This window comes from Agromyces sp. C10, from assembly GCF_023217995.1.
GTDB lineage: Bacteria > Actinomycetota > Actinomycetes > Actinomycetales > Microbacteriaceae > Agromyces > Agromyces indicus.
This window is the reverse complement of the sequence record NZ_JALPSX010000014.1, coordinates 93571-107206: the sequence shown is the minus strand read 5'-3', so window position 1 is coordinate 107206 and position 13636 is coordinate 93571. Positions and strand designations below refer to the sequence as shown.

The following is a 13636-nucleotide window of genomic DNA, read 5'->3' as shown; positions in this document are numbered from 1 at the left end:
ACGCCGCGCACCGACACCGCGTCGAACCCCTTCGTCTCGAGCAGCTCGAACGCGGCGTCGAGGATCTCGGGGTGGGTGAGGCTGCGTCTGGGTCCGGGTCTCATTCGACTCCTCTGGGGCGGGAACGCGTGACACCGTACTGTATTGCCGCCGGGGGCCGCGGGGCCACTCCGCGCCATCCGTCGACGACGGACCGGGCAGCGACGCCGCCGCAGTTGACGGGTGCGCCGCACGGCGTGAGGCTGGGCACATGGCATCCACGTCTCGAGCCCGGATCAGCGTCGTCGGCGACGCACTCATCGACGAACTGCGCGACCCCTCCGGCGCCCGGGAGTTCGTGGGCGGCGCCGCGCTGAACGTCGCGGTGGGCCTCGCCCTCCTCGGCGACGACGCGACCCTCATCGCCATGGTCGGCGACGACGAGCCGGCCGAGCGCATCCACGCCTTCCTCGACGACTACGGCGTGCGGCTCGTCGCGAGCCCGTCGCAGCACGGCACGTCGCGTGCGGTCTCGATCCGCACCGACGGGGAGCCGCGGTACGAGTTCAACGAGGCGGCGCAGCACCGGCAGCTGCACTTCGACGACGACACGCGCGCCGCCCTCGCCGACGCCGACCTCGTGGTCGTCAGCTGCTACCCGTTCGACGACGACGAGCAGGTCGACCTGCTGCTCGACGCGATCGAGGGTCCCGAGCACCGCCTGATCGTCGACGGCAACCCGCGGTCGGGCATGCTGCACGACCGCGACCGGTTCCTCGCGAACTTCGAGCGCGTCGCCGCCCGATCGCTGCTCGTCAAGGCCGGCGACGAGGACGCCGACCTCCTGCTCGGGGCGCCACTCGACGAGTTCGTGGCGCGCCTCGGGGGCGGGGGGTCGACGGATGCCGCGGGGCCGGCCGTCCTCGCGACCGCGGGCCGCCACGGCGCATCGCTGCACCACCGCGGCATCGAGGTGCACGCCGACATCGTGCAGCTCGACGGCCCGGTCGTCGACACGATGGGCGCCGGCGACGCGACCCTCGCCGCCGTCGTGCACCGCATCGCCGCGGACGGCGTGCCGGCGGACGCCGAGGCGTGGTCGCGGGCGCTCGGCGAGGCGATGGAGATCGCCGCGGCCACGGTCCGGCACGAGGGAGCGCTGCTGCGCACGGGCGTCGCCTCACCCCAGATCGGCAGCTGAGCCCGCGTGCTCATCCGAGCACCGCGACAACTGGGTCTTGCGGAACGCCCGGTCGAGGGTCGTAGACTCGGGCGCATCCGTCGGGCCGCACCCGGCATGCACGTCGAGGAGCGCGACGCCGAATACCGGCGCCCCCCTCGCACACGCCGAATCGGGCCGGACGGACAGCAACCCCGATCGCGCCGCGACCCGGCGCATCCCCCGGACGGGCAGCGAGCCACCGCCTCCCGTGCGTCCAGGGGCGGAGAGGAGTGGACGTGGAGGACGCGGCGAACCGCGAACCGTCACCCCTCGACGCACCCTCGGTGATCGAGACCCCGACCGACGCGGAACTCGTCGACGCCGCCCATACCGGCGACTCCTTCGCGATCACCCGGCTCTGGCAGCGCCACCTCTCGGTGGCGTGGCGCGCGGCCCGCGCCGCAACCGGCCGGCCCGACGCCGAGCCGGTCGTCGTCCGCACCGCCGAGCGCCTCGTCGCCGAGCTCGGCGACGGCGGAGGCCCGGCGGGCGCGACCCGGCCGCACCTGCTCGCCCTGACCCGCCGGGCGATCGCGGACGGGAGCGCGATGCCGCCGCCGGAGCCGGCCGCGTCCGCCGGTGGCGCATCGGCGCCGCACGCTCCGCTCGAGCTCGCGCCCGTCGAGACCTACCAGGACGTGCTCCCCGACGGCATGGGCGATGGGTCCGCTGCGGCCGCCGCCTTCGCCGCGCTGCCCACCCGGTGGCAGGAGGCCCTCTGGCTCACCGAGGTCGACGGCCTGACCACCGCCGAGCTCGCCGCGGAACTCGGCCTCACGGCGGGCGACGCCGAGTCGATGGTCGCCGACGCGCAGGCGGCCCTTCGCGCGGAGTGGAACTCCCTCCGGCTGGCCGAGCTGCCCGACGACGCCGAGTGCCGCACCGCGGCGGCCGCGTCGGGGCGTCGCGCCCGCGCCCACCTCGACGAGTGTCCGCGCTGCCGGGTCGTCGCCGCACCGCCCGAGGCCGTCGCCCGTCGCGCCGTGACGACCCTACCGATCCTCCTGCTGGGTGCCGGCGGCGGCATCGCGTTCCTGGAGTCCGTGCGCGGCGGCGCCTCCGCCGCAGCGACGGAGCCGGTGCCGACCCTCGCCGAGACGGCCGCCGAGACGGAGGCCGCGGCCGACGCCGACACGACCCCGGGCATCGGGCGCGTCGCCGGACTCGTCGCACTGCCCGCGGCACTGGTCGCCGCGCTCCGCACGAGCCCGCGCCGACGCGCGGCCGCGGTCGGCGCCACCCTCGGCGGCATCGCGGCCACCACCGCACTCGTCGCCGGGCTGTCCGTCTGGAACGGCGGCGGCGAGGACGACTCCCGGATCCTGGCCGACCCCGGGTCGACGAACGACGTCGCGGCCTCCGCGCCGCGCGTGCTCCCGCCGGTCGTGGTCTCGAGCGAACTGCCCGACGCACCGAGCCCGACCGCGCCGGCACCGACGGAGCCGGACGCCGGCCCGCAGCCGTCCGCCGGCGCCGCGCCGGCGCCCGACGCGGCGGAGACGCCGCAAGGCAGGAGTTCGGGCGCACCCTCCGGCAGCACGCCGAACGACGAGCCGGCCGCCGCGCCCCCGGCCGGGACGACGCCCGCGACCGGTGGTGGCCGGACGCCGGTCTCCGAGCCGGCACCGCCGACCGGCAGCACGCCCATCACGGCCGAGCTCAGCCGACCCGGCTCCAACGGATGGCGCACCCTGACCGTGACCGGCGAGCCCGGCGCACCGTTCACGGTCTCGAGCGGTGGCGAGGTGCTCTTCTCGGGCGTGCTCGACGCGAGCGGCACGGCCACCCTCCAGGTGCGCGGGACCGTCAGCCTCGACTCGCTCACGCTCGCGTACGGCGTCCTGGGCGGCACCGCCTACGCCCTCACCGACGGGCTGCTCGGCTCGCTCGACGGGGCACTTCGCAGCACGGAGACGCCCGCGCCCTGACCCCGCGCTGCGGGCGCGGTGGAATCGCAGGGCATCCGGCCGCTCGGCGCGTGGGGACCTTGGTCCGATCCGGACGGGCCGGTCGGTCCTAGCCTGAGCGCATGTCCTCCTCGACGGTGCCGGCGGACCGGGCTCGACCGAGCGCCGAGGCGCGACCGCCCGGACCGGGACGAGGTCGGGCCGCGGCATCCGCTCGCCGACGCCTCGCCGTCGAGACCGAGGCCCTCGTCGGCGGCCTCATCGCGGCGACGACGAGCGCCGTGGTGGCGTGGCTGTTCTTCCGCGGGCTCGTGTGGCCCCTGTGGGGGCGGTGGTCGGTCGGCGCGGTCGCCGCCATCAGCGTCCTCGTCACGACGCTCGTGATCGGCGCGGTCGCCTACGCGCGCTCGCGCGACCTGCCGGGGCAGGAGTGGCGCCGCCGACTGCGCCCCTGGAAGACGGCGCTCGACGTCGCGACGGTCTCGGCCGTCCACGCCGTGATCGCCGGCATCGTCACCGTGGTCGTCTTCACGACGCTGCAGCGCGCCTTCGAGGGCATCATCGTCGACGCGTTCACCGCGACCGGCGCCACCGCGGCATCCGCCGGCCTCGCTGCCTACTGGGTCGCGCTGTCGGCATCCGCGGTCACCACCGGTCGCCTCGCCTCGCTGCTCGTGATCTTCATGTCGTCGTCGGTGCTCGCCAGCATGGCGACCGCGCAGGACCCGGCGTGGTGGGAGTACCACTTCAGCCAGCTCGGCACGGGCGACGACGTCTCGAGCTCGCTGTTCAACCTCGCCGTGCTCCTCGGCGGTGCGTTCGTCACGACGTTCGCGCTGTACGTCCACCGCGACCTCACCGCGCTGGTCCGGCAGGGCGTGCTCGTGCACGCCTGGACCCCCCGGTTCGTGTCGACGGTGTTCGTCGTGATGGGCACGCTCCTCGCCTGCGTGGGCGTGTTCCCGCTCGACGTGAGCATGCTGCTCCACAACCTGTCGGCGATCGGGATGTCGTTGACCTTCCTCGGGCTGCTCGCCTCGGCGCCGTTCACCCTGAAGGGGATGCCGTCGCGGTTCTTCTGGCTCTGCGCGGGCGGCATCGTGCTGCTGCTCGGCGGCGCGCTGCTGTTCGAACCCGTCGGCTACTACAGCCTGACCGCCTTCGAACTGCTCGCCTTCGCGACGATCTTCGGATGGATCTCCGTGTTCATCCGGTTCGTCGACGCCCTCGCCGACCGCGGCGAGCGCGATGTCGCCACCGCCGTCGAGGACTACTCCGTCTGACCGGCGTCCTCGGGCAGCCTCGGCTCGGCGGCATCCGCTCGCGAATGCGCGGCCGCGAACGATCGCGCCCGGCGGGTGGCGAACTCGATCAGCACCAGGAGTGCCACCACGGCGAGCGCGCTGAGGATCGCCGCGACGGGATCGCGTTGCGCGGCGGCGATGACGGCGTTCACCGTGGCCAGGCCGAGGACGCCGTAGAGCGTCGCCCACATCGCCCCGCCGACGACGAGCGCGGGCAGGTACTTCACCAGCGGCATCCGCAGCACCCCCGCGGCGAGGTTGACCGCCGTCTGGAAGCCGACCGTCAGGAACGACAGCGCGACCACCGGGGCGCCGAAGCGCTCGATCACGGTCTCCGCGCGTGCGAGCTGCGGCGCCATCCGGCCGCGCCGCTCGAGCAGCCGCTTCACGCCCGCGCGCGACCCGCGACCGAGCGCATAGGTGCCGCCCGCACGGAGCAGCACGATCACGAACAGCACGCCGATGGCCGCCGAAAGGGGCCAGCCCTCGAAGATCTCCACGTCACCGCCTGTCGCCGTCATCGACCGCGGCGGGCGGCCGACCTCGCGCGCCCGGACGTCGCGGTCGTGGGTTCGAGCGCAGTCTAGCCGCGCGTCCTCGGAGAAGGCCGGGACGAAGGTCTCGGACGGACCGGTGCGCCGCTACTCGGCGAGCGCCGGGTCGGCGGTGAGCTCGACCGTCGCCCACACGTCGAACGGCAGTGGGGCCAGGGCGCTGATGACGGCCCGGCGCACCTCGTCCTCCTGCCCGATGGTGGCGGTGTCGTGGTCGAGCACGAACACCACGTCGACGTAGAGCTTCGCCCCGAGCTTCGTCGAGCGCACCTCTGGTCCGGGCAGGTCGAATCGTCCGGCGACGCCGTCGACCGCGCGTTCGATCGCGAGCAGGGTGTGCCCGTCGGGCTGCCCCTCGAGCAGCTCGGCGACGCCCCGGCGCAGCATCCGGATCGGGATCGGCGCGATGAGCGCGCACGCGACGAGCACGAGCACGGGGTCGATGTAGTCGAGCGGCCACTCGATGCCGACGAGCGCGAGCACCAGCGCGAGCGCCGCGCCCGCGGCGATCACGAACCGGCGCACGGCCGCCGCGTTCCACTGCGACGCCTCGGCGACGATGAGCTCGCTGCCCTCGGCGTTCCTGCGGAGCCACACGGCGAAGACGACGGATGCCACGGCCGCGACGAGCGCGTACACCGCCACCGCGAGCGCCGACACGCGCTGCCCGCCGTTCAGGATGACGATGACCGCGTCGCTCGCGGCGAACACGATCGTCGCCCCCACCGCGAGCCCCTGCACCGCGCCGACGAGCGGCGTCAGGCCGTCGCGCCCGTACGGGTACCGCTCGGTGGGGCCGGCGTCGGCGGCGCGGGAGGCGCGCAGCGCGAGCCACGACATCGCGACGCCGATGACGCCGACCGCGGCGACGAGCACGAGCACGCGCGAACCCGCCCAGATGCCCAGCCCGATGGCCGTCACCGAGAGCACGATCGCCAACCACATCGAGGCCTTGAGGCCGCGCTCCTCGGCGAGCGCACGGATGGCGGATGCCGCGGCCCGGATGGAGCCGGTGTCCGGTCCTGTCGTCATCGACGCGGCCCTCTCGTCGTCATCGCCACGGGGTCCATTCGCACAGAGTAGCGCCGCGGCATCCGTTCGGGGCCCCCGTTCGGTGCTCTACCGCTCCCCGGCGCGGCGGGTTACTGTCGGAGCGACGCCCGGCCCCCGCGGAGGGGAGCTTCCCGAGCAGCACGAGCCCGACGACGACGATCCGATCGACGAGGTCGCCGATCCCGACCACCTGGAGGCACGCCCGTGACCCGCAGCCCGCACAAGCTCATCGCCGAGGACTTCTCGCCCGTCCCGTCGCTCGCCGCGTTCGACGCCGTCGAGGTCGTGGCCGTCGACGAGTTCGGCGGCGGCACCGGCGGCGCCGGACTCGACGCCATCGGCGTGATCGTGCACGACGAGGGTCCCCTGCCCGAGGGCGTCGGGCTCGACCGGGACGCCCTGAAGCGCGCCGGGTTCGAGGCCAAGCCCGGACAGACGCTGCTGATCCCGCAGGCCGCCCGGACGCTCATCATCGTCGTCGGCGGCGGGCCCGCCGCCGAGGCCACCGAGGCCACGCTCCGCGACGCGGCGGCCGCCTTCGTGCGGGCGGTGCCGAAGGCCGCGACCGTCGGCCTTCGCGTGCCCGCCCTCGGCGGGATCGACGCGGAGGCGGCCGGGCGAGCCCTCACCGAGGGCGCCACGCTCGCCCGGTACCGGTACGACGCGCTGAAGGCCGAGCCGCGCGAGGCCCGGCTCACGCGCGTGGAACTCCGCATCGACGACGCCGACCGCGACGCGGCATCCGCCGGCATCGCCACGGGACTCGTCGCCGCACGGGCCACCGCCGTCGCCCGCGACCTCGCGAACACGCCGCCGAGCCACCTCACTGCGACCGACCTCGCCGACGTCGCCGAGCTCCTCGGCGGCCGGTTCGGGTTCCACGTCGAGGTCTTCGACCGGCAGCAGCTCATCGAGCTCGGCTGCGGCGGCCTGCTCGGCGTGAACGCGGGCAGCGCGGAGGAGCCGCGCATGGTGGTGCTGCGGTACGAGCCCGCGGGCGATGCGACCGGACACCTCGGGCTCGTGGGCAAGGGCATCATGTACGACTCGGGCGGCATCAGCCTGAAGCCCAGCGATCCCATGCACCTGCTCATGAAGATGGACATGGGCGGCGCTGCGGCGGTGCTCGGCGCCTTCACCGCACTGCGCGACCTCGGCACGACCGCGAAGGTCACCGGCTGGCTCATGTGCACCGACAACATGCCGTCGGGTTCGGCGTACAAGCTCGGCGACGTGCTGACCGCCCGCGGGGGCAAGACGGTCGAGGTGAAGAACACCGACGCCGAGGGCCGGCTCGTGATGATGGACGCGCTCGTGCTCGCGACCGAGGAGGGCGTCGACGCGATCGTCGACATCGCGACGCTCACCGGCGCCGCGATGCGCGCGCTTGGGGAGACGCACTCGGTCGTGCTCGGCACGAGCCAGCCCCTCGTCGACCGGGTGCGCGACGCCGCCGAGGCGGTGGACGAGCCCACGTGGCAGTTCCCGCTCGTGCGCAAGTACCGCAAGCTCATGGACTCCGACGTCGCCGACATCGCCAACCTCGGCGGCACGAACGCCGGGGCCACGACCGCGGCGCTCTTCCTCGCCGAGTTCGTCGGCGACACCCCCTGGGCGCACCTCGACATCGCGGGCACGATGAGCGCCGACGCCGACGACGAGTGGCGCTCGAAGGGCGCGACGGGCTACGGCGCGCGCATCCTCGCCGAGGTGGCGCGGGGGTTCACTCCGGTCGACTGAGCGGATGCCACGGCCCGGCCCCCCTCGGCGGCCGGGTCGGCTCCGGCCTCGGCTAGTAGAGCCCGAGTTCCGCGCCGGCGGCCTCGATGCGCCGCATCCGCTCGGACGCGTCGTCGCCGAGCCGTTCGAGGCAACCGGCGATGACCGACTCGACCAGCGCGAGCACGGGCGTCATGGCGTCGAACGCCGACGGCGAGCCCGTCTCGCTCGGCAGCACCACGTCGGCGTCGGACGCGATCGGCGAGAGCCACGAATCGGTGAAGAGCACCACCTGCGCGCGGCGTTCGCGCGCGGCCGCGGCGACCTGCAGGGTCGGCTCCTCGTACCGGCGGTAGTCGAAGAGCACGACGACGTCGCCGCGCCCGAGCCCGGCGATCGCCTCGGCGCGGCCGCCGGCGTCGTCGGGCAGCATCGACACGCCGGGGCGCATGAGCTGCAGGTGCTGCGCCAGGAACCGCGCGAGGAGCCCGCTGAAGCGCCCGCCCGCGACGAGCACCCGCCCCTTCGCCGACGTGAGCGCCTCGACGCTGCGCTCGAACTCGTCGGGCGCGAGGTTCGCGAAGGTGCGCTCGAGCGTGGTGCGCATGATCGCGCCCGCCTGCTCGAGCCGCGTGCCCTCGCCACCGAGCGCGGTGCCCTGCCCCCGGTCGTACAGCGCGAGCGGCGACGCCGAGCGCTCGTCGAGGTCGTCGCGCAGCGCCTGCTGGAACTCGGGGAAGCCCCGGTAGCCCATGCGGTTCGCGAACCGCAGCACCGTGGGGCCGCTGACCCCGGCGCGCGCCGCGAGCTTCGCGACGGTCTCGAAGCCCGCCGACGGGTACGACGACAGCAGGACGCGGGCCACCTTGCGCTCCGCGGGCGAGCAGTCGGCCATGCCGCGGCGGATCGTCTCGGCCACCGACGTCCGGCCCTCCGGCCCGGTCGTGCCCGTTCCTGCGTCCAGCGTCATCGACGACCCCCTTCCGCGTCTCACCGTACTGCCCTCCCCCGGCGCTCGCGGGTCACGCCGCGTCGGACGCCCCGGCGGCCGGCGCCCCGGCGTCCGCCTCGGCCACGGCGACGACGAGCCCGGCGAGGAGCGCGACCCGTTCGGGCACGGTCGCGAGGTCCAGCCACTCGTCGACGCCGTGGTCGCCGCCGCCGACCGGTCCGAGCCCGTCGAGGGTCGGCACGCCGAGCGCGGCCACGAAGTTCGCGTCGGACGCGCCTCCCGTCGCCGCGACGTCGAACGCGAGTCCCAGCCGGGCGCCCACCTCACGGGCGAGCACGGCCAGGTCGTCGGTCGCCGACCGCTCGAGCGGCGGGCACACGTCGAGCCGCGTGACCTCGATGCGCGCGCCGTCGACGAACGGATGCCGCCCCCGCTCGTCGATCGCGTCGAGCGTGGCGACCAGCTCGGCGAGCCCGGTCGCCCGCACCTCGACGTGGAGCTCGGCGTGCTCGGGCACGATGTTCGCGCGCGAACCCGACGCGACCCGGCCGACGTTCACCGTCAGCCCGGGCTCCGCGCCCGACAGCGCCTGGACGTCGAGCAGCAGCCGGGCCGCCTCGACCGCGGCGTTGATGCCGCGCTCGGGCTCGACGCCCGAGTGCGCGGCACGGCCGTGGATCGAGACGAGGACGTCGGCCACGCCCTTGCGGGCGCCGACCAGGTCGCCGTTCTCCCGCGCGCACTCGAGGCACAGCGCGGCATCCGCCCCCCGGGCCACCTCGGCGAGGATCTCGCGGCTCGCAGGGGAACCGATCTCCTCGTCGGGCGTGAGGGCGATGACGAGCTCGCCGTAGGCGGCGTAGCCGAGCCGGTCGAGCACGCGCGCGGCCGCGATGCCCGCCGCGATGCCCGCGACGTCGTCGCACACGCCGGGGCCGTACGCGATGCCGTCCGCGATGCGGAACGGGCGCTCCGCCGCCGTCCCCGCGGGGAACACCGTGTCCATGTGCGCGAACAGCACCACGCGCGCGGTGCCGGTGCCGCGTCGCCGGGCGACGACCACGGGGCCGAAACGCCGGCCGTCGTGCTCGGGCGTCGGCACGGTCTCGACGTCGAAGCCGTCGGCGGCGAGCGTCGCCGCCGCCCACTCCGCGACCCGCGTCACGCCCACGGCGTCGTGCGACCCCGAGTCGATCCCGACGAGGTGCGCGAGGTCGTCGCGGTACCGGCCGTCGACCGCGTGGGCCGCGTGGCGCAGTTCCTCCGCGGTCGGGGCGCGGCGCGCGTCGGCGCGGTGGTCGACGGTGACGGATGCGGCGGATGGGGGTCGAACGGTCGTCCCCGCCACGTCAGAGCACCTTCGACAGGAACGAGCGCGTGCGCTCCTCCGTCGGGTCGCCGAGGACCTGGGCCGGGTCGCCGGCCTCGACGACCACGCCGCCGTCCATGAACACGGCCACGTCGCCGACCTCGCGCGCGAAGCCGATCTCGTGCGTGACGACGATCATCGTCATGCCGCTCTCGGCGAGCCCGCGCATCACGTCGAGCACGTCGCCGACGAGCTCCGGGTCGAGTGCCGACGTGGGCTCGTCGAACAGCATGACCTCGGGCTCCATGGCGAGCGCGCGCGCGATCGCGACGCGCTGCTGCTGGCCGCCCGAGAGCTGAGCCGGGTAGGTGTCGGCCTTCTCGGCGAGCCCGACCTGGGCCAGCAGGCGCTGCGCCTGCTCCCTGGCATCCGCCTTCGAACGACGCGCGACCTGGACGGGCGCCTCGATGACGTTCTCGAGCGCGGTCATGTGCGGGAACAGGTTGAAGCGCTGGAACACCATGCCGACCTTGCGGCGCTGGGTCGCGACCTCCCGCTCGCGGAGCTCGTAGAGCTTGCCGTTCCGCTCGCGGTACCCGACCGTCTCGCCGTCGACGCGGATCATGCCGGCGTCGATCTGCTCGAGGTGGTTGATGCAGCGGAGGAACGTCGACTTGCCCGAGCCGGACGGGCCGAGGAGGCACACGACCTGGCCGCGGTCGACCGACATGGTGATGCCCTTCAGCACCTCGAGGTTGCCGAAGCGCTTGTGCACCTCGACGGCCTCGACCATGGGTCGCTCCGACGTCGCCGCGAGCGGCGCGGCGTGGGGAATGGTGGCGGTCATGAGGCCGACTCCTTCTTCGACGCGCGGGCGGTGCGGGCCGGCAGCGCGATGCTCTGCGTGAACGTCGACACGCGCGAGCCGATCGTGGGCCGGGCGCCGTTGAAGCCGCGGCCGTAGCGACGCTCGAGCCACATCTGCGGGATCGACAGGATCGAGGTGAGCGCGAGGTACCAGATCGCCGCGACGATGAGCAGCGGGATGATCTTGTAGTTCTGCGTGTACGCCTCGCGGATGTTCGACATGAGGTCGTCGCCCGCGACGATGGCGACGAGCGAGGTGCTCTTCAGCATCGTGATCGTCTCGTTGCCCATCGGCGGGATGATCACGCGCATGGCCTGCGGCAGCACGACCCGCCGCAGCGTCTTGGCGGGCGACATGCCGAGCGAGTGCGCGGCTTCGGTCTGGCCGGGGTCGACCGACTGGATGCCGGCGCGCACGATCTCGGCGGCGTACGCCATCTCGTTCAGGCCGAGCGCGAGCAGGGCGGCGACCGTCGCCGGGATCAGGTCGCTGGTCGTGAACGACCAGAACTCGATCGAGGTGAACGGCACGCCGACCACGATCTTGGGGATGAACGCCCCGATGAAGCCCCAGAAGATGAGCTGCAGCAGCAGCGGCGTGCCGCGGAAGACCCAGATGAACAGCATCGCGGCGACCGACAGCACCGGGTTCGCCGAGAGTCGCATGACCGCGACGACGATGCCGCCGATGACGCCCATCACCATCGACGCGGCCGTGAGCCACAGCGTGATGAGGACGCCGTTGATGGTCAGCGGCTTGAAGAGGTATTCGCCGACCGTCGGGAGGTCGAGGTTCGGGTTCTGGAGGATCGACGCGAAGGCGCCGATCCCGAGGACCAGGACCAGGACGGCGGCGATCCACCGCCCCGGGTGGCGCACGGGTACGGCTTCGATGGGTCCGGGGCGGGCGGCGCCCGAGGGGCCGGTGGGCCCCGCGGGCGCCGCCGTGGCCGACGGCTGCGTTGCGGTCATGGGTGGTGCTTCCGTTCCGATCGGGTCGAGGCGGACTACTTGGCCTCGGCGGCGCCGTTGATCGTGGCCTCGTCGATGCCGATGCCGGTCACGCCGTACTGGTCGAGGATGGCCTCGTAGGTGCCGTCGTCCATGAGGGACTGCAGCGCGGCCTGGATCGCCTTCGCGAGGTCCTCGTTCGCCTTGAGGACGCCGATGCCGTTCAGCGTGGCGTCGTAGCCGTTGGGGGCCTTCGGGTCCTCGATGACCTCGAACGTCTTGCCGTCGTTCGTGGTCTTGGCGACGTAGCCGGCGCTCGGCTTGGTCAGCAGCGAGGCGACGACCTTGCCGCTCGTGATGGCGAGCTGCGCGTCGGCGTCGGACGGGAACTCGGAGAGCTTGATCGGGTCGAGGCCCTCGGCCTCGCACTCGGCCTGCCAGGTGCCGTTGACGAGGTCGACCTGGCTCGTGGCCGCCTGCACCGCGACCGACTCGCCGCACAGGTCGAGGTAGCTCTCGATGTCCTCGGGGTTGCCCGCGGAGGTGAGGATGCCGGTGCCCGATGCGGAGTAGTCGACGAAGGTGAGCACCTCCATGCGCTCGACGCTCGAGGTCATCGCGGTGATGGTCACGTCGAAGTTGCCGGCCTGCAGGGCGGGGATGATGCCGTCGAACGCCTGCTGCTCGAACGCGAAGTCGATGCCGAGCTTCGCCCCGATCGCGTGGCCCAGGTCGACGTCGACGCCGGTGAGCTCCTTCGAGCCCTCCTCCTTGAACATCTCGAACGGCGCGTAGGGCGCGTCGGTCGCGACCTTGACCTTGCCGGCCTCGGCGATGTCGGCGGGCAGCAGCTCGGCGGCCGCGTCGTCGACGGCGATCTCGATGCCCGCGACCTCGACGGCGCCGGACGCGGACTCGCCGGAGTCGGCGTCGGACGCCGTGGCACAGCCGGCGAGGACGAGGAGCGAGCCGGCGGCGAGCGCGGAGGCGGCGATCGCGCGGCGGGCGGGGGTACGCGGGGGGAGTGCAGTCATGTCGAGCCCTTCGTGCGGGTCGCTCGTCGGTGAGCGACGTCTGCGCACGAGTATGTAACAGACGTTTCAGGATTACTAGTGCTTCACCAATTTGTAACAATCACGACAAACGAGGAAAGCACGGCTCCCGAGTCTACGTGGGCTCGGCAGGCTCGCCGGACGGCGGCCGTCCGGCAGGGCGGCGCGGAGGCTCCGCGGAGCGGGTCAGGCCGATGCGCCGGAGCCGCCCGCCGCGGCATCCGCTCGGCCCGAGTCGGCGAGACCGGCCTCGATCGCCTGCACGATCGCGGGGTCGTCGGGCTCGACCGGCGGCCGGAACCGCCGCACCTCGCCGGAGGGCAGCACGAGGAACTTCTCGAAGTTCCAGACGACCGGGCCGGCCAGCCCCGCCGAGTCGCGCGATCGCTTGAGCTCGGTGAAGAGCGGGTGCGCGCGCCGGCCGTTCACCCGAACGCGGTCGAGGATGGGGAACGTCACGCCCCACGTGGCCGAGCAGTACTCGGCGATCTCGTCGTTCGACGAGAGCTCCTGGAAGAACTGGTTGCTCGGGAACCCGAGCACCGTGAAGCCCCGGTCGGCGTAGCGCCGCTGGAGCTCCTCGAGCTTGGCGTACTGGGGCGAGAGTCCGCATCGCGAGGCGACGTTCACGACGAGACGCACCTGGCCCGGCCAGTCGCCGAGGGTGCTGGTCTCACCGGTCATGGTCTGGAACGGGATCGTCTCGAGCGAGGTCATACCGGTCGGTCTCCTTCGTCAGCCATCGTCGGCCCGGCAACGGATGCCAC

At 73.6% G+C, this 13636-nt stretch carries 12 protein-coding genes; 4 read left to right on the top strand and 8 right to left on the bottom strand.

Annotated elements, in window-relative coordinates:
- Positions 1-250: 250 nt before the first annotated feature.
- The 3 genes from M1L56_RS15380 to M1L56_RS15370 all read left to right on the top strand — a co-directional run bounded on the left by M1L56_RS15380 (position 251) and on the right by M1L56_RS15370 (position 4391).
- Positions 251-1180: a carbohydrate kinase family protein gene (locus tag M1L56_RS15380; RefSeq protein WP_248599901.1), complete on the top strand. Its 930-nt coding sequence runs from the start codon at positions 251-253 to the stop codon at positions 1178-1180.
- A 257-nt stretch (positions 1181-1437) separates the two neighbouring features.
- On the top strand, positions 1438-3129 hold the full coding sequence (locus M1L56_RS15375) for a hypothetical protein (RefSeq protein WP_248599900.1): 1692 nt from the start codon (positions 1438-1440) through the stop codon (positions 3127-3129).
- A 101-nt stretch (positions 3130-3230) separates the two neighbouring features.
- A complete protein-coding gene (locus M1L56_RS15370; protein ID WP_248599899.1) occupies positions 3231-4391 on the top strand; it encodes a hypothetical protein in 1161 nt (386 codons plus the stop codon).
- On the opposite strand, the gene M1L56_RS15365 is transcribed toward M1L56_RS15370, so the two are convergent.
- Positions 4379-4912, bottom strand: coding sequence for a VTT domain-containing protein (locus M1L56_RS15365; RefSeq protein WP_248599898.1), 534 nt, complete (start codon positions 4910-4912; stop codon positions 4379-4381). The genes M1L56_RS15370 and M1L56_RS15365 overlap by 13 nt on opposite strands.
- 141 nt (positions 4913-5053) lie before the next feature.
- On the bottom strand, positions 5054-5998 hold the full coding sequence (locus M1L56_RS15360; protein ID WP_248599897.1) for a cation transporter: 945 nt from the start codon (positions 5996-5998) through the stop codon (positions 5054-5056).
- Positions 5999-6223: 225 nt separating this feature from the next.
- On the opposite strand from M1L56_RS15360, the gene M1L56_RS15355 reads away from it, so the two are divergent.
- A complete protein-coding gene (locus tag M1L56_RS15355; protein WP_248599896.1) occupies positions 6224-7759 on the top strand; it encodes a leucyl aminopeptidase in 1536 nt (511 codons plus the stop codon).
- Between the two features lie 52 nt (positions 7760-7811).
- Here M1L56_RS15355 and M1L56_RS15350 read toward each other — a convergent pair whose 3' ends face one another.
- The 6 genes from M1L56_RS15350 to M1L56_RS15325 form a co-directional block, all read right to left on the bottom strand.
- A complete protein-coding gene (locus M1L56_RS15350; protein WP_248599895.1) occupies positions 7812-8708 on the bottom strand; it encodes a MurR/RpiR family transcriptional regulator in 897 nt (298 codons plus the stop codon).
- Positions 8709-8760: 52 nt separating this feature from the next.
- Positions 8761-10038, bottom strand: coding sequence for a M20 family metallopeptidase (locus M1L56_RS15345; protein WP_248599894.1), 1278 nt, complete (start codon positions 10036-10038; stop codon positions 8761-8763).
- 1 nt (position 10039) lies between these two features.
- The gene (locus M1L56_RS15340; RefSeq protein WP_282573705.1) at positions 10040-10846 is read right to left on the bottom strand and encodes an amino acid ABC transporter ATP-binding protein; all 807 of its coding nucleotides are present in this window, start codon (positions 10844-10846) and stop codon (positions 10040-10042) included.
- A complete protein-coding gene (locus tag M1L56_RS15335; protein ID WP_248599893.1) occupies positions 10843-11838 on the bottom strand; it encodes an amino acid ABC transporter permease in 996 nt (331 codons plus the stop codon). Before M1L56_RS15335 ends, M1L56_RS15340 begins: the two co-directional genes overlap by 4 nt.
- Positions 11839-11873: 35 nt before the next feature.
- Positions 11874-12851: an ABC transporter substrate-binding protein gene (locus M1L56_RS15330; RefSeq protein ID WP_248599892.1), complete on the bottom strand. Its 978-nt coding sequence runs from the start codon at positions 12849-12851 to the stop codon at positions 11874-11876.
- Between the two features lie 204 nt (positions 12852-13055).
- Positions 13056-13586: a glutathione peroxidase gene (locus M1L56_RS15325; RefSeq protein WP_248599891.1), complete on the bottom strand. Its 531-nt coding sequence runs from the start codon at positions 13584-13586 to the stop codon at positions 13056-13058.
- Positions 13587-13636 lie beyond the last annotated feature (50 nt).